The sequence below is a fragment of the Amycolatopsis acidiphila genome (assembly GCF_021391495.1).
Taxonomy (GTDB): domain Bacteria; phylum Actinomycetota; class Actinomycetes; order Mycobacteriales; family Pseudonocardiaceae; genus Amycolatopsis_E; species Amycolatopsis_E acidiphila.
This window is the reverse complement of sequence record NZ_CP090063.1, coordinates 7,074,916-7,091,371: the sequence shown is the minus strand read 5'-3', so window position 1 is coordinate 7,091,371 and position 16,456 is coordinate 7,074,916. Positions and strand designations below refer to the sequence as shown.

Below are 16,456 nucleotides of genomic sequence, written 5' to 3'. Positions count from 1 at the left end.
CGTAGGGGGTTCATCTGTGTCCAGGGTTTAGTCGCGGTACGTTGGGTCGCTTACCAGGACTTCGACCGGGCTGACTGGATCTTGATCCAGGTCGCCATTCATTTTCCCGACCATCTCGATGAGGACCTTGATGATCTCGTCGCCGTGTGGATCGTGTCGCACATCTTGAATCCGGACCTTCGACGGGTGGGTTCGGGGCTTGCGTGGCCGCTTCCTTGGATTTGGTCAGGAGAAGTCACCACCCTGTCCCCACCTGCGTTGATCACGCAGGTGGGGATGAGGATCTTGCTGTTCGCCAGCGGCGCTTGCTCATGCTGATCTGTCGAGGGTCTCTTCGACGTCTTCATCGCGAGACCGTTCCGGCCTCTGCTACGAACCTGCAGTGACACGCCCGCGGTCAAGTTCGGCAGTGTGCAAGCGCTGCAGCCACATCGTCGATCGACGCGCCTTTCAGCAGAGTGAGCATCGGTATGTCGACTCCGTATTCGTTCTTGATGCAGGTCCGGATCTCAGTCGCCATGAGCGAGTCCATGCCCAGTTTGTTGAGCGGGCGGCGACGGTCGATGTTCTCGGGAACAAGTCGCAGCACGTTTGCGACGAGTTCGCCGATGCGATCGCTGTCTTCGAGTGTGCCGCCGGGCGGAACTCCCTCTGCGCCGGATGGCGCGTGCTCGACAGTTGGCGCTGTGCGTGCGTGCGGCACAAACACTTCCTGTGTAGTGGGCATCGCAAGCTCCGTCAGCACGCATTGAGTGGAGAGATCTGAGTAGGCACTGGCGTAAGCCGCCCAGTCAGCCGGAGTCACCACGACATGGCCAGTGACGCCGTGGTCGAGCAATTGGCCGAGCATCGCCGCCCCGCGGGCAGGCGTGAAGCTGGCGAGTCCTGCCGGCACCCGGAGTTGGCCCGGTCCGTTGAGACGAACCGCCATGCCGGTTTCCCAGAAGCCCCAGCCGATGCTCAGGGTCGGTAGGCCGTGGGCGCAGCGGTGCAGCGCCAGGGCATCAAGCCAGGAGTTCGCCGCGGCGTAGGCACCGAGCAGAGGAGAGGGCAACACCGCTGCCGCGGAGGAGAACAGAACGAAGAATTCCAGCGGGCGGTCGGCGAGAACGCAATGGAGCGCGGCTGCTCCCCGAAGTTTCGGGTGAAGAACTTCCTGTATCTCCTCTGCGCTCAGATCGGTGACGGGGGTGTGTGTGCCGATGCCTGCGGCGTGTATGACGCCGCGGATCGGCTGCTCCAGGAGCGCACGGAGGGCAGGTTCGTCTGCGATGTCGAGTGCGTGGTACTCCACGTCTATTCCATTGCCGCGCCATCGGTCGAGCGTTGCCACCCGATGCGACGGCACAGAACTGCGACCGATCAGGACGAGGCGTCTCGCGCCGCGTTCGATCAGCAGGTCGGCGGCCACGACGCCGAGGTCGCCGAGCCCGCCGGTGATCACATACGCCGGTTCGCGCCGATCGATGCCGACTGTGATCCGGGACGCGCCGTGCTGCCGGAACGGGAGCGGCGGGAAGTCGCCGCGGTGCGCCAACAAGACCACCTCATGGACAAGGCCGCTGAGCTGACGAACCGAGAGTGCGGAGACGTCCACACGGTGGTAGGAGGCGTTGGGCGGTAATGGGGTCGGTGCCTGCCCGCCAATCTGCACGCAACGGCCTCCATCCGGCACCGGGGCGCTCGTTGTGGTGAGGACGACGTCCGGACGATCGGAAGGTTCGGGGATTCCCGCCCAGTCGAGCAGGGCTCGTTCCTCTGCGATGCCCGCACGTTCCGCCATCGCCGTCGCGCCGAGCATGCGTGCAACGTGTATCGCGGCGGCTGCCTGGGGCCCGGTTGCGGGATGGACCAAAACCGTTTCATTTGCTCCCAGCCGTGCTAGGTCCCGCAAACCATGCAGAACGGGCACGTAGGCGTGCATAAGGGTGACTGCTTCAGCAGGAGTGAAGGCGCGCGGCATCGGCACGGTGAGCGCAGCTTCTGCCAGTGCGGACGACCCGGTGCGACTGGCTCCCAAAGCGAGGACCTGGTCGCCTCGCGCGAATGTACGCACTCCCGGTCCCACATCAGTGACGATGCCCACGCAACTCCACAGCCCAGGATCGTCGCTCGCGGTCGTCACGGCGATCAGCACCTGATCTTCACCGGGTTGCCGGGCAGCAGCGGGACGCGGTGAGGACGCCACCAGGCGGGCGGCAAAACGTCGTCCACCCCTCAGCGCGACCTGGTACTCACCGGCGGGCAACGCCAGTTCGTCCGTCAGTGCGCGGAGATCAGCCTCCGTAGGCTGTTCTGGCAGGTCGACCGCAGTAGCGCCGAGGGCAGGATGCTCCACCGATATCGTCCTGAGCAGCCCCCAGAGCGTGGCTGCCTCCGGTGTGGGCACGGAATCGGATTCGAGCACGGACTGGCTGCCGCGGGTGACGATCCACAGGCGGGTCGCACCTTCTCGCGCCACCAGCGACTTCACCAATTGCACGAGGTCGCGGCACGAATGTTCGCCGCCCGTCGTGAAGATCACCCCCAGGTCGTCAGTCGTGGCACCGAGTTCGGTGTCGACCGCCCCGGGAAGCCGGTCGCATATTGTGGGATCATCACCGACGACCAGCCACCGCGGCGCCCGTCGTCCCCGACGAATCCGGGCGGCCGACAGCGGTCGCCACCGTACTTCGTGCAGCCAGTCGTTCTCTTCGACGCGCGGTTTCCCGTTGAGGAGCCGCGAACGAAGTCCGGTGATCTCCATGAGTGGCTCGCCTTGTGGGGAGGCGATCACCAGGTTGCCTCCAAAGGACATGCCGTCGTCGTGTCTACCGTCAAGATGAGCGATGACCGAGGGCCCGGGGCTCCCATACCAGCGGACTCGTTCGATTGATTCGCCGACGAACGGACCGCGAACGGATGCGGCGGCCACCTGACCGCATGCGTCGAGCAACGCCGGATGGAACAGGTGGGCGTCCGCATCGTTGCGCAGATGTGAAGGAAGGTCGAGCATCGCGAGCATTTCGCTGTCATTACCGCGCAATTCGGTGATCCGCTGGAAGGACGGGCCCCAATCGTTGCCCTGCGCCTGGTGTTCCGCGTAGAACGCATCGACGTTGAGCTGCGCGGTGCAGCGGGCACTCCAGGCTTCGAGGTCGAGGGCGGGCGGCGGGTAGGTTGTGGCAGGCTGGACCTTGCCGGTGGTGAGGGTGATCCAGGTTCCGTCGGTGTCCTGGCCGTGCACGCTGAACTTCCCGTCTTCTAGCTCGGTCCGCAGCCGAGGCGGGATGTCAGTCAATGTCAGCGGCGCGTGGAACCGGATGTCGGAGAGTTCGAACGGATTCCCGAGCTCGCGATGCGCCGCTTGCAGGGCGAGATCGACAGTGACCATGCCCGGCAAGATCGAGGTGCCCTGGACGCGGTGTTCGACCAGATAACCAGGTGAGCCAGTGGCCTTGGCGATGTCGGCCACAGGGGTGTCTGGCAGCCAGTACGGCTTGTGCTGCCACGGGTAGCACGGCAGGTCATGGTGCGGAGCACGCCTCCCGAGCACCCCGCGCCAGTCGATCGTCGCTCCGTCCTCGTACAGCTGCGCCAAACGGGCGTGCAGGGTCGCCTGACCTGGCTCACCACGCGTCAGTGAGCTCGTTGTCCTGGCCGCGCCGCAATCGGTGATCGCGTCGGTGAGCACCGGATGCGGGCTGATTTCCAGAAAAATCCTGCATTGCCGGGCTTCGGTGGCGATCGCATCGGCGAACAGCACCGGCTGACGCAGGTTGTCGGCCCAGTAGTTGGCGTCCATGGTTGTGCCGTCGAGTTCACCACTGTGGACAGTGGAGTGGAAGCGCACCCCAGCCGGCCGCGGTGCGATCCCGTCGAGAGTCTCGAGCAACTGTTCCCGGATCGGATCCATCAGCGGGCTGTGTGACGCGAAGTCGACCCGGACCAGGTGCGCGAACTGGCCGTTGTCCGTGACCTTGTGCACCACCGCCTGCACCTCGTCGGCGGGACCGGATATCACGGTGGTGTTCGGGCTGTTGTAAGCGGCAATGGCGAGCTGCCCGTCGAGCAGGGGGGCCACCTCGGACGGCGGCAGGCCCAGGACGGCCATCGCTCCGGTACCACTGAGCTGCTGGGCGAGGCGGCTGCGCAAGCAGATGATCCTGGCAGCGTCGGCGAGATCCAGTGCACCTGCGACATGTGCGGCTGCGACCTCCCCCATGCTGTGACCGATCACGACATCCGGTTCCACACCCCAGCTCCGCCACAGCGCCGCCAGCGACACCTGCATCGCCCACAGCGTTGGCTGCACAACATCCAGATTGGACAACGCATCGGACTCGTCGCCCGCAAGGACATCGAGCAAAGACCAGCTCGTGTGCTCGGCGATGGCCGCCGCGCAATCCCGCAAGGCGTCCCGGAACACCGGTTCACTGTCCAGGAGATCCCGTCCCATTCCCGGCCACTGCGAACCTTGGCCTGGGAAGACGAAGGCGATCTTCGGTGCCTCGTCGACGGCATGAGAAGGCTGCGGCGTGTTCAACAGTGCCTGAGCAAGAGACTCCGCGTCATGACCTGTCGCCGCGATACGGTATGCATAGTGGTCGCGGCGTTGTGCGGCCGCGGCACAGATTCCCGGCACGTCGGCCGGGTCGCTGTCGCGCAGAAGTCTCGCGTAGTCGCCCGTGAGCACTCTCAACGCGACAGGGTCTGCGGCGGAGATCGGCAGGACCAGTGACCCGGCAGCCGGCAGTTGCGCGGGCTGGGGTGTGTCCGGCTCGGCGACGATAACGTGTGCGTTGCTCCCCGCAATACCGAAGGCGCTCACCCCGGCGATCGCGCGACCAGCATGTGGCCAGGGTCTGGTGAAGGTCGGCACGGCCAGCCTGGCGTCGTCCCAGTCGATGGCGGCGTTCGGCTCGTTCATGTGCAGGCTTGCCGGAATCTGCCGATGCCGCAGGCTCAGCGCGGTCTTGATCAGGCCTGCGATGCCGGCGGCGCCTTCGGTATGGCCGATGTTGGTCTTGCTGGAGCCGACCAGGCACGGGCGGTCCGAGGGCCGCGCCGTGCCGAGGACCTCGGCCAGAGCGCGCAATTCCACCGCGTCTCCGACGCTTGTGCCGGTACCGTGGGCCTCGACGTAGTCGAGCTGCCGAGCTTCGAGGCCGGCGTCAGCGAGCGCAGCGCGCATCATCGCGACCTGCCCGTCGCAGGACGGTGTGAGCAGGTAGCCGCTGGATTTTCCATCGCTGTTGGTGGCGCTGCCCATGATCACCGCGTAAATACGGTCGCCGTCGGCGACGGCCCGGCTGACGGGTTTGAGCACGACGACGCCGATGCCCTCGCTGCGTACGAAACCATCGCCGGACGCATCGGCGAACTTGCACCGCCCGTCCCTGGCGAGCATCCGGCCCCGGGAGTAGGCGATGCCCTCATCCGGCAGTAACACCACGTTCGTGCCGCCCGCGATGGCCAGTTCGGATTCTCCGTCCCGAACACTGCGATATGCGAGATGCAGAGCCACCAAGGACGATGAGCAGGCCGTGTCCACCGGGATGCTGGGCCCTCTGGCGTCCAGGGCGAACGACAACCTGCCCGCCAATACTGATCTCGCGGTGCCGGTCACCGCGTAGACATTCAGGTCGGGCAGCTTGCTCGCGAGGTCCGCGTAGTTGACCGCGATCCCACCGACGAACACACCGGTCCGAGTCCCTTCGATCGTGCCCGGCGCGATGCCGGCGTCGTTCAAGGCGTTCCAAGCGACTTCCAGCAAGTGCCGCTGCTGTGGGTCCATCCGGTCGGCTTCCCGCGGCGAGATGCCGAAGAATGCCGCGTCGAACCCCGCGAGGTCGTCCAGGAATCCGCCCCACCGGCTGTAGGTGCGTCCCTCGGCATCGGGGTCGGGATCGAAGTAGGAATCGATCGGGAACCGATCCCCGGGAATCTCCCGCACGACGTCGACACCGTCCCGCAGCAATCGCCAATACTCGTCCGGACCGTCGGCGTTCGCGAACCGGCAGCTGATCCCCACGACTGCCACATGATCAATGCCGGTCATCCCACCGCGCTCCCTGTGAGTTCCATCTGAACCATGTCGGCTACCAGCGGGTCACGGACGAAAAAGTGGTCTCCGGGCAGCGTGCAGATCGTTGCGGGCGTCGCGGTCAGCTCCGACCATCGGCGCGCGCTGTCCCGAGTGACCACCGGGTCGGCGGCGCCGAGGAAAACCGTGATCGGGCAGGAAAGAACATGTCCGTCGTGGCGGTAGGTCTCCACGACCGCCGCGTCAGCGCGCAACGCAGGCACCGCATTCCTCAGCGTCTCCTGGTCGTACCGCACTGCATCCGGGGTTCCGCCTACGGCCAGCACCTCGGCCAGCAGCTCCTCGTCAGGCAACATCCGTACCGGCCTCAACCGGCTGGGGCGGTGTGGTGCACCTGCCGCTGCGACGAACAGCCGTACCGGAGACATACCGTGATCTCGCTCCAGCGCCACCGCGGTCACGTAGGCCAGCAGTGCTCCCATGCTGTGACCGAACAATGCGATTTCCCGTTGCTGTCGCGAGTGGATCGCGATCTGGCGGGCCAGTGGAACCGCGATCTCCTCGGCCGACATCAGCGCCGGATCGTCCGCACGCCGTCCGCGTCCAGGCAAGAGCACAGGAACCACCTGGAGGCTCAAACGTTCCTGCCAGCCCGCATACAACGACTCGCTCCCGCCGACGTGCGGGAAGCAATACAAATGAAGACCCTCGCCGACAGGGGGGTCGAACCAGCACCCAGCCATTGATCCTCACGATCCGTAACATGGGAGTCACTTTGTGGAACATGGGCCATGTGATCATGACATCCCTTGCCGCGTAAGGAGAAGTCGCTCAATTGGGTCAGCATCGACGGGAGCAGGCGTAACGGACGGCCGCGACGCATCGCGACGACCTCGCCGACGTCGCCCGATTCGACAGAGTCCTTCACATGTCTGACCTGACAGGCTACTCAGCGCGACGAACCCGATTGCTGAGAAACAGACGACGCTGCTGTGTACGCGGCTGGGGACACAACGCGTCGGCACGGCTGGGCGCGCATGATCGGCAAGGGACCGGCGGTCGCCGATCACGCCGACTCGCCTCGTGAGGTGCCTGGTTTGGTCCGTTCGGCGGGAGGTCGTCGGTGTGCGTCACGCATGGTCACTCCGCCTTCGAGGAGGCGCTTGCGCACAGTGTCCGCGGCGACCTGCATGCGGATTCCGATTCGGGCGAGTGACCAGCCTTGATGGTAGAGGTGGATTGCATGGTCGACCTGCTGTGGAGAGAGTCCACGGCGGCGTTTCGGCACGCCGTGCCGATGGAGGATGTCGCTGACCGTCCGCCGTTCGATGCCGAAGCGGTAGCCCAGCTCGTACACCGTCGCTCCGGCTTGATAGCCAGCGATGAGTTCCTGGACCTGGTCTGCGGTGAGGCGGCGTGCCCGCCGTGGTGTGGGACGGTTGATGGGTTGTGGACTCATTTCAGTGGGGTCTGGCAGCTTCCGGAGCAGGGTTTCCAGGGCTTCTACCTGGGGTTTCGTGTTGTAGTAAGTTCCCCCAAGGTCCACGTAACTGGCCTTATCACAACCTTGACCCCCAGAGGGGAAGGTTGGAGGGGTTGAGCCGTCACTACCTGTGGCGGAAGCGCTGTCCCGGGTTACTGGGGCGGCGCTCTTGTTTTTTTGGCGCCTGATCAGGTAGAAGTCGCTCAGGACGCTGAACGGCTCTTTGAGCTGTTGGTTGGTGACCTTGCCGCCGTCGAGATACAGCCGGGTGAAGAACGCCCGGTTGAGGATGCCGCGTACTACTTCGTCCCCTGCGTGGTACGCCGCTTGCGGTTCTCGGAGCAGGTCTAGCGCCCGGTAGAAGATCGTGCGGCCGTGGTCGAGCTTGGTGGCAGCTCGTTCGAGCGTGTTTGTGATCTCGCGACGCTCCGCTCGCAGGCCGTCGAGCCTGGCGCGGAGCCGGTCTTTCGGCCAGCCTTCCTCGGCCGCCAAGTCTAAGAAGTAGTCCTCTTTGCGCTCCAGCGTTGCCAGGCGCACGGCGTACTGCTCGCGTAGCTCGTCGGTAAGTTGGACGTTGGCGTTCACCGCCTCGTCGATGCCTGCAGGTACCTCAGCCAGCCACTCGGCCGGTATGGCCAGCACTGCCGCGTAGTGGGCCTCTACGGCAGCCTCAGCCACCTCCACGGGGATACCTGGCAGGTCACACAGCCCGTCTTGTCGGCCGCGGCAGTAGAAGTAGTAGTACTCGCCACCGTGGCGGCCTCGGACGAAGGTGATGACCAGCCGGTGTTTACAGCGCGTGCACCACAACAGTCCCTTGAGGTAGTGTGAGCTTCCCCCCGAACCGTGGAGGACTCCTCTATGCGGCTCGGTTGGCCGCAGCGGTCTCGTAGTCGATCGGGGATTGCATGCCACAGGAACTGTGGCGACGTCGTTGATTGTAGAAGTCGACGACCCATTCCACAATAGTCTGTTGTGCTTCTTTCCGAGTCTTGAAGTGATGACGGGAAAGCACTTCGTGTTCTAGTACTCCAGCCGTAGATCGTGATGTTTATGGTTCTCGGGTGGATTGCCGCTGGTAGTGGGCCTGTCGGGCTCGGTGTTGATGCTGTCGGCGCCAGGCTGAGAAGCGTAGGTGGTGCGTGGTGCCTGTGATCAGCGTGGTGGTGATCGTGGCGAACAGGTGTTGGACTTCGTTGCAGGTCAAGGAAATCCAGCGGGTGGATGTTGGTGTCTGGGTGGGTTCGGTCGCGGCGAGGACGGTGAGGAACGCGTGCGCGAGCATCGCCAGAACGGTCCAGCGATGCCATGAGAGCCAGCGGCGGACCTGGTGCTGGTCCAGGCCTGCCAGACCTTTGCCGGTTTGAAAGGATTCTTCGACACGCCAGCGGGTTCCAGCCACGCGAACCAGAACGGGCAACGCGACGGGGGTGGGCGCGTAGCAGCGGTAGAACGCCAACTCTCTGGTGCGGCGGTTGCGTCGGATCAGCAGCCACCGATGCCCGCCCACCTCGGCATCCTGATCAATGTCGACCAAAGCCCAGTCGTAGAAGCGGTGTCCCTTCGCCCCGGTACCGGCCGACAGGCGTTGCCACACATGTTTCGGTAGTCGGGTGGCCAACTCGTCCGGGCGGAACGTCCCCGCTCCGGTAGTGACGCGGCGGTCGCATCCGATGGCCAGCACATAGCCGACGCCACGGCGCTCCAGTTCCGCGCGCAGCGTGGGGTCGGCGCCGTAGACCTCGTCGCCGGTCACCCACGGCGCATCAACTCCGGCATCGAGGGCTCGGGTGATCATGGTGGTGGCCAGGGCGGGTTTGGTCGCGAACTGCATGTTCTCGCTGATCCCAGCCGCGGCGCAGCGTTCGCGGTCGCTCGTCCAGGACTTCGGCAGATACAAGGCCCGGTCGATAAACGCGTGCCCGGCCGTCGTGGCATACGTCAGATACACCGCGACCTGCGAGTTCTCGATCCGACCGGCGGTTCCGGTGTATTGACGTTGCACCCCAACGGTGCGCGTGCCCTTCTTCAAGTCTCCGGTCTCATCGACGATCAGGACTGCGTTCTGGCTGCCGAGGTGGTCGCAGACGTAGTCGCGCAGGTCGTCACGCACCGCGTCGGCATCCCACACCGCCCGCGCGAGCAGGTGCTGCAGGCCGTCTGGTGTCGCGTCTCCGACATGCTCGGCGATGGTCCAACAGTTCTTCCGCGGCAGCTCAGACACCAGACCCAGCAACAGTTTCTCCGCCCGACGACGGGGCTCGACCCGGCTGAAACGGCCCGCGATCCGCGCGGTCAGCTCATCGAACATCGCCTGCCAGCGAGCAGGGTTTATGCTGGGGCCCGCGGCCGCCAGCCGATCTTGGGAAGTCCACACAACCGACCATGATCAACTGGCGGCCGCACCCATCTCCGACACCCCCTCACCAGCACCGATCACGAAGTCCGGCTGGAGTACTAGGGTGGAGAAGAACGACTCGGCCGCGGCGTTATCGAAACACGATCCGGTGCGGCCCATCGATTGCCGAATGCCAAGCTTGTCGCAGAGCACGGCGAAATCGTGTGCGGTGTAGGTCGACCCACGGTCGGAGTGGAAGACTACCCCCGCGATCCGGCCCTTCCCGCCGCGAGCCGCGACGGCCATCTTGATAGTCTCACCTGCGAGTTCGGCGTCCGGGTGGATGCTGGTGGCGTAGCCGAGCAGCCGACGGGAGAACAGATCTATCGCCGTCGAGAGGTAGAGTTTACCCTCGTCGGTTGGCACTTCGGTCATATCGCCGACCCATCTCCGGTTCGGCTCCGGCGCGGTGAAGTCCCGTTGCACCAGATCCGGGAATGGCACCGCCCGTTTATCCGGCCGGGTCAGGTTCTTCCGCCGCTTCTTGGGACGTGCGACCAATCCCTGGCGGGCCATCGACTTGGCCACCGATTTCTCGCTCACCGTCCAGCCGACAGCACGTAAATCGATGAGTATCCGCGGTGATCCGTGCAGGCCGTGCGCGGCCTCGAACGCCTCCGCGACCGCCGTCTCTACAAGACTAAGCTCCGTTTTGCCGGGCTGGTGACCGCTGTGCTCGGCGTCGGGGTGCTGGCCGCGGCAGGGGCGGCACCGTCCTCGCCGACCTGGCACTGGCTGGTTGGTTGGCCCCTGGACGAGATCGGTACCACGCTGCTCAGTGCGGGTGTTGTTGCTGTCATCTTCGAGTACTACGCCCGGAGGGAAGCGGACGAGCGTACTGACGAGCACCTACGGCGGGCTATCCGCCACGAAGCGCCGGCCATCCGCGACGCTGTGCTCGACAGCTTCGCCTTTCGGCCAGAGGCGCTGCGGAACATCGCCTCGGATGACGCGCTTGACCGTATCGCTACCAATGCGCTCGGTATGCGGCTCGGTGATCAGCACTTGGCGAGCGAGGCGTACGCGAACCTGCGAGATCAGGTCATCCGCTCACCCGAACGCTGGCGCAACGTGGACGTCGCGGTATCGCTGGCACCGTGGACTGCTGGCCCCGTGACTGGCAAAGGCTCGATGTTTGTCGCCACTGTCCGCTGGGAGTATCGGCTACGGCCAGCCAACAGCACAATGCGCTTTGCCTGTGTCGCGGAGGCGGCTGAGTACCGAGCGCTGTCACGCGACCCGACGGTGGCCTCGGTCTGGCACTTCGATCCCACCACAGGGCTTGACGCTGGCGATCAGGCGGCCTTCGAGCTGCTGGAGTTCAGTGTTGACGGCAAGCCGCGAACGATCCGGCGGTCCGAACGGCGCGGCTCGCAGATCTACGCCGTGAACCTCGGCAAGGTCGAGCCCGAGGACGAGGTGACGGTCTCCTTCACCTACCGGGCGCTCGTGCAGCGCCACGGCCATCTCCTGTACCTCGACCTGCCGCGTCCAGCCCGCGGCTTCCATGTCCGGTTCGATTACACAGCGGTACCGATCAGCTACGTGAGCGTGCTCGACTACTTCGCGAGCCCCGATAGCTCCTACCTGGATCAGTCGCCAGCGGCGGTACCAGCGAAGACCATCGACGTGCGGTTCGACGGACAAGTCTTTCCAAGAGCCGGTGTTGCCTTCGTGTGGGTGCTCGACGACGAGTTGGCCTAAAGGCCAAAAAGATCATCGCCGTCGTGATGGGGCAGAGGTCCAGGTCCGGAGTTAAGCAGTGGAGAAACAGTCGCGCTGTACTTCTCGGTGAGCGCTTAGCTACGGTAGGATCTTGTCCTCGTCCCCACCTTTTGAGACGGCGGTACTAGGTGGCAAACGTTCCACAGAACAACGACAGTAGCGGGAAAATCACTCGCCATCACGTTATCGGTTGGTCGATCGCCATCGTGGTGGGGTTGATATCAGCAGGAGGTGTGATCTGGGCCGCTCACATTAAATCGGAACCGGATAAGGGCACCGCGGCTCCCGGATCGCCAACATTGAGTACCTCTTCCTCTTTGCCGACATCCGTGACACCCTCTGACACGCAAGGCCCAGTGGTGGCTGGTTCAGATGCGTTGTTTCTGAGTAACCTTCCTGATAGAAACTTCATTCGTCAACCCTCTTCGCCCCGACGTGGTGCTGCCACAATTGGGAATCAGGACTACCCGTCCAGTTACTCCTATCGGTTCACGAACTGTAGCAACTGCACGTACGATGTTGAGGTCAACATCCCATCCGGCTACACAAGGTTCACCGGAACCTTTGGACTGACTGACGATACTCGCCACGACGCAACGATCGACGGGCTCGTGTACTTCGCCATCTACTCGTCTACGGGTTCAGTGTTGCGGCCGCCGGAAAAAGTGGAATGGCCAGCTAGCGTATCGTTCGATGTCAGTGTTACGGGTACCAGCCGTGTGAAGTTGACCGTTAGTAGTGGTACGAACGCCGAGTACCCGTGCTGGTGTGACGCCCGGTTCGTCAGGTAAGCGCATGTATGGCAGAAGACGTGCCCCTGCCGCGAGCTGAGCTAGGAGCAGTCGCGTGAGCGAAGAGCGAAAAAGAAACTGGTTCTTTATCATCCTCGGAATAGTGCTGATCATCGCACCGCCAGTTGTACGGCTCGTGTGGTTCCATGATGGCCAGATCTACGCTGGGGGTATCGGCAACATCAACGCGTTCATGGCCGCAACGGCTGTCGGCGGTGCTGCCTTGCTCTACCGTGGGGCGACCAGAAAGCCCGCGCAGCCACAGGGCGCGATTACCCTTCTGGCGAGTTTCGTCGCGGTCGGCACGGGAGCATTCGCGACCGCCCAGTACTTCTTCCCGGAGACGCCGCGGGGCGCCGCAGCAGCAGCGTGTGCTAATGCCCCTCTGGAGGGCGCCGCGTTTTACGCCCAGACCACCGAGCAAGGCGCCAATTCGCGGAGTGGACCCGGTCGGCAGTTCAAACAGAACGATCACTTCCCGGCGTCCTGCACCATCGGCATCGACGGCTACTGCCTGGGCGAACCACAGCAGGACATCACGCTTGAACCGCACTTCCCGGATATTCGCTGGCTCATTGTGCACGGGCTGCCAGATCGTTATGTGCCAGCTGCGTTCGTGGGCTTCCAAGGTGGTGAAGGGCCACTCGGGAAACCTGATGCGTCGTGCGAGGGCCACGGGCTTCCCTTCGCGCCGCCAGTTGCGAAGGTCGAGCTTGGAGACCGCGACCCCGGGGGATCAATCCCGCTGACGGCGGCCGCCCCGGGAGCCTATTTGGTGGGCTACGCCGTCGCGTTGAAGGAACACCCTGAGGGAAGCTACGTCCAACCCGGGCAATCCGACGCTCGTCCAAACTTCGCGGTCAGCTGGGACCTGGGAAAGAAGAACCCGTTCCCAGGGGAAGCGACCGGTGACGTCTGGGTGGCTGCCGCGATCTGCTTAGCAGGTAACGCATCCCAGGTAGATTCCCTCCGCGTCGCCGAAGTCACATTAAATGACGGGGCTGTTGCCGGTAGTGCTGGCGTGGTCACGGAGACGGTTCCTGAGGAAGTACGCCATGAGCTTGAGCAGGTCGCCTGTGCCCGCTCGGTAATCTTCAATTAGCCGGAGACGTAACGGCACTCCAGTTCGGCAAACAGCCAGGCCGCTAATGCGGCGGGTACAACGAGGTCTGGTAACCGTGTGGAGGTTTGCCGACCTGGCACGTCGACAATTTTGAATTTGAGGTAGCACGAAGGAGCGAGCTAGCGGATACTGGCAGAGTGACTGTTGATATACCGGCTATCTGGGATGCGACCGTCAACGCGGGTGGCCCCATGCTGAAGAACGCAGGTTCAGTCGTCGCTGCCTTGGCTATATCAAAAACAGTGCTCGAAGCGTGGCGGAAGTCGTTTGGCCGGCGGCGGCGCTGGATCAAGCTATACGGCCAGTTGAGTCTTGGTCTCCAGATTAAGCACGCCTTTGAGCTATTCGGTACTGCCGCGTACAAGAACACGTTTTCAGACGAAGCTCAAGAGGAGTTCACGGAATACGTCTGGCCGCTCGCCGGTGACGGATACGTGCAGATACTCGTCGGCAAAGATGAATCGATCCGCCGCTACTCGCTTACCGCATGCAGCAAGCGGTTCAAGCCGCGTTTTTTTCTTGGGTTCGTCGGCAGTTCGAGTGCTTTCCCTGTGAAGCTCGGTAAGACAACATTTTCAGGCCTTCCGGATCAACCTAGTGAAATCTACTTAACGCGAGGTGCGTCATTCTATGAGTATGGCGAGAACCGCAGCTTTGGTCGTCCGGGAAAGTACATGGACTGGATATGCAGCCACAGCATGATGGGCATTGGCAGATTGACGGCCATCCCAATAAATATCCCTGCGGATGATGAGGCCCAGAAGTTGCATCTCGACTGGGAAGCTACGCTAAGTGAAGAACAAAAAAGAATCGTCCACGACGCCCGAAGGCAAACCGCCATAAATACTATAACCGTTAGTGACCTAACACGCGCCAGGCTGAATGGCCACGGTTTCGGGCCGCGAATGGAAGCGGTAGAACGACGGCCGCAGCGTCAATCATTCTGGGACGCATTGCTTCGAAAGCTCCAGTTTTGGCGTGCTCTCGGAAAAACGTCTATTGACTAACTCGTCACACCAAAGCAACCGCGGTGCGGAGCCATCCGTGTCCAAGATGGTGAAGGCGGGCTACGACTGCTCGTACGCGCTCCGCCGGTGACGGCCCGTCCCGCATGTCGATGGCTACAACCTGTCGCTCGAGCGGAATCGGAGCGGTACTTCCCTATCCGGGAACTCGTAGCTATTATATGTCTTGTGTATTCTCTTATAGACGGCGAAATTGCCAGAGTGGCTACGACGACCCGCGAGATACTAACTGCCTATAAGGCATGGGGAGAGAAGATCGTAGGTGGCGACGTCGAAAATGCGATGTACGACGATATGACAGAGTTTGTCAATCTGCGCATGGAGACTGCTGAGAGTTGCTTGCTGCTATTAGAGAACGATAAGGTCGCTGATGGCCTCGGGTTGGCGCGGTCATTGCTGGAAAATTACCTGCTATACATGCTTATGTGTCGCGGTCGCAAGTTCTTCAAGTTACAAGACCGCACTGATCTGAGTGAGGGCGATTTCAAGAAGTATCTAACACGGCGGCGGGCTGACTGGGCGGCTGAACGAGCCCAGGGTGAGACAAACTGTCTCGGTATCGAGAAGTATCCGCGCGCGAAGCGGCACCTGATGTACATTTACGAGGGACTGACAGGGGCAGATGATCCGGAGTTCTTTATTCCGTTACACTTCTTTCATTTTCAAGAGTTTCAACCTGAAGCTATGCGTCTGCCGGAAGATCGCTACTTCGTCTTCCATGAACTGGAAGACGACGTCAAAAAAGCCTTCAAGAAGCATCGAGAGGATGAGACGGAGCGGTACCGGTATTTCCTCTCCTATGATGCGTTGCTTCAGTGTTTGGAACTGAACGGTATTTTGGATAAAGCAGGCATCGCGCGAGTTGAAGCGCACTATACGTTTCTTGGCAAGTTTCTTCATCCGACACACGGCGCCTCACGCGATCTACACGTGGACAGCAATCACCATCGAGGAGGGACTGGTTCTGGCCTGTCGCAGCCCTACACGAAAGAAGCCCGGCTACTCGCCCATCTCTACGTCTGCCATGTCGTGGCCGGCCTGCTCGATGAAAACGCCGGACTCTTCGAGGCTGCTCCGGGGAAGTATTTCCGTGATCCTGCTACTGCTGAGCTGCGGGAGCTAAGCACACGCGTAAACGCTGACTATGGATACTTCTGGTTTTTGTTCAATGGGCCGACGCTGTATGACAAGTTTAAGTATGCATCGCATCAAGCGACGGCAAATGAGTGGGCTGAACTAGGTGGTCGTTACGAGAACGTGCCGGATGATCGGGTGAAGTTCGACAAGGAAATCTACCGGCACTTCACCAGTTCACTGCAAGGTTGGCGCAATTCTCGGTGTACTTACCGGTCGCCGCTCGGTCGTTGAAGTATGACGGCAGCTGTACACAACCAGCCGTAGCGAAAATGCTCGAGCCGCGCAGCCACGGCCCGCACCTGCTGAGCGTTGGCCGCACTGCCCCACGCCTCGATGACGTGCGGCCGTGGCTTGAAGGTGCGTAGGGTGCGCAGCCGGTAGCCCTGTGGCGTTGTGACGTTCCGGTGTGCGAGGTGATTTTGCAGGACGAGGTAGAGCTGCGGCGTGAGATGGTCTTGGACCTGCTGTAGCCGACGCTGCGCGTCAAGGACTTCGACGAGCCCGGCGACGATGCGGCCGATAGTGATGTGCTCTTGGGGTGTGGCCCGGTTGTGCTCGGGCGCTCGCGGTGACAGCTCGGCCGGAATCGTGATGCCGGGTTCCCATCGGTCCGGCACAGCGAGCTGTTCCACGGTGAGTGCCGTGTTCCCGGCCAAGCGGGCGAAGAGTTCAAGAGGCAGTTGTGGTACTGCCTCCGACGAGGTTTTGAGTGGTTCCATGCATGAGTTCCTCCGTTTATTGTGGGTAGC

General features: G+C 62.7%; 12 protein-coding genes. 5 read left to right on the top strand and 7 right to left on the bottom strand.

The window, feature by feature from the left end:
- Window positions 1-397 precede the first annotated feature (397 nt).
- The 6 genes from LWP59_RS34610 to LWP59_RS34590 all read right to left on the bottom strand — a co-directional run bounded on the left by LWP59_RS34610 (window position 398) and on the right by LWP59_RS34590 (window position 10,500).
- Window positions 398-6,040, bottom strand: a complete 5,643-nt coding sequence (locus tag LWP59_RS34610) for a type I polyketide synthase (protein ID WP_144645877.1) — start codon at window positions 6,038-6,040, stop codon at window positions 398-400.
- Window positions 6,037-6,768 (bottom strand): thioesterase II family protein, encoded by a 732-nt coding sequence (locus LWP59_RS34605; protein ID WP_144645875.1) that lies wholly within the window; start codon window positions 6,766-6,768, stop codon window positions 6,037-6,039. The genes LWP59_RS34610 and LWP59_RS34605 overlap by 4 nt, the downstream gene beginning before the upstream one ends.
- Before the next feature lie 323 nt (window positions 6,769-7,091).
- Window positions 7,092-8,423 carry a zinc ribbon domain-containing protein gene (locus tag LWP59_RS34600; RefSeq protein WP_267903854.1) on the bottom strand — a complete coding sequence of 444 codons (1,332 nt, stop codon included), beginning with the start codon at window positions 8,421-8,423 and terminating at the stop codon, window positions 7,092-7,094.
- On the bottom strand, window positions 8,368-8,523 hold the full coding sequence (locus LWP59_RS41295; protein WP_407653019.1) for an IS3 family transposase: 156 nt from the start codon (window positions 8,521-8,523) through the stop codon (window positions 8,368-8,370). Before LWP59_RS41295 ends, LWP59_RS34600 begins: the two co-directional genes overlap by 56 nt.
- 36 nt (window positions 8,524-8,559) lie before the next feature.
- Window positions 8,560-9,819 (bottom strand): IS701 family transposase, encoded by a 1,260-nt coding sequence (locus LWP59_RS34595; protein ID WP_233921948.1) that lies wholly within the window; start codon window positions 9,817-9,819, stop codon window positions 8,560-8,562.
- A 78-nt stretch (window positions 9,820-9,897) separates the two neighbouring features.
- On the bottom strand, window positions 9,898-10,500 hold the full coding sequence (locus LWP59_RS34590) for an IS3 family transposase (protein ID WP_233459072.1): 603 nt from the start codon (window positions 10,498-10,500) through the stop codon (window positions 9,898-9,900).
- Here LWP59_RS34590 and LWP59_RS34585 point away from each other — a divergent pair.
- The 5 genes from LWP59_RS34585 (at window position 10,495) to LWP59_RS34570 (ending at window position 15,938) form a co-directional block, all read left to right on the top strand.
- Window positions 10,495-11,610, top strand: a complete 1,116-nt coding sequence (locus tag LWP59_RS34585; protein ID WP_186383476.1) for a hypothetical protein — start codon at window positions 10,495-10,497, stop codon at window positions 11,608-11,610. The genes LWP59_RS34590 and LWP59_RS34585 overlap by 6 nt on opposite strands.
- Window positions 11,611-11,759: 149 nt before the next feature.
- Entirely contained in the window at window positions 11,760-12,422 is a 663-nt protein-coding gene (locus tag LWP59_RS41290; protein ID WP_144643306.1) for an NPCBM/NEW2 domain-containing protein, read from the top strand.
- A 55-nt stretch (window positions 12,423-12,477) separates the two neighbouring features.
- Window positions 12,478-13,524 carry a hypothetical protein gene (locus LWP59_RS34580; RefSeq protein WP_144643307.1) on the top strand — a complete coding sequence of 349 codons (1,047 nt, stop codon included), beginning with the start codon at window positions 12,478-12,480 and terminating at the stop codon, window positions 13,522-13,524.
- A 158-nt stretch (window positions 13,525-13,682) separates the two neighbouring features.
- Entirely contained in the window at window positions 13,683-14,552 is an 870-nt protein-coding gene (locus LWP59_RS34575) for an ETEC_3214 domain-containing protein (RefSeq protein WP_144643308.1), read from the top strand.
- Window positions 14,553-14,771: 219 nt separating this feature from the next.
- Entirely contained in the window at window positions 14,772-15,938 is a 1,167-nt protein-coding gene (locus LWP59_RS34570; RefSeq protein WP_144643309.1) for a hypothetical protein, read from the top strand.
- Here LWP59_RS34570 and LWP59_RS34565 read toward each other — a convergent pair.
- On the bottom strand, window positions 15,914-16,426 hold the full coding sequence (locus LWP59_RS34565) for an Rv3235 family protein (protein WP_144643310.1): 513 nt from the start codon (window positions 16,424-16,426) through the stop codon (window positions 15,914-15,916). The genes LWP59_RS34570 and LWP59_RS34565 overlap by 25 nt on opposite strands.
- Window positions 16,427-16,456: the final 30 nt, after the last annotated feature.

Excerpts from the sequence above, each read along its gene's own strand:
- LWP59_RS34610 (WP_144645877.1), bottom strand. The coding sequence starts at position 6,040 with ATGACCGGCATTGATCATGTGGCAGTCGTGGGGATCAGCTGCCGGTTC.
- LWP59_RS34605 (WP_144645875.1), bottom strand. The coding sequence starts at position 6,768 with ATGGCTGGGTGCTGGTTCGACCCCCCTGTCGGCGAGGGTCTTCATTTG.
- LWP59_RS34595 (WP_233921948.1), bottom strand. The coding sequence starts at position 9,819 with ATGTTCGATGAGCTGACCGCGCGGATCGCGGGCCGTTTCAGCCGGGTC.
- LWP59_RS34565 (WP_144643310.1), bottom strand. The coding sequence starts at position 16,426 with ATGGAACCACTCAAAACCTCGTCGGAGGCAGTACCACAACTGCCTCTT.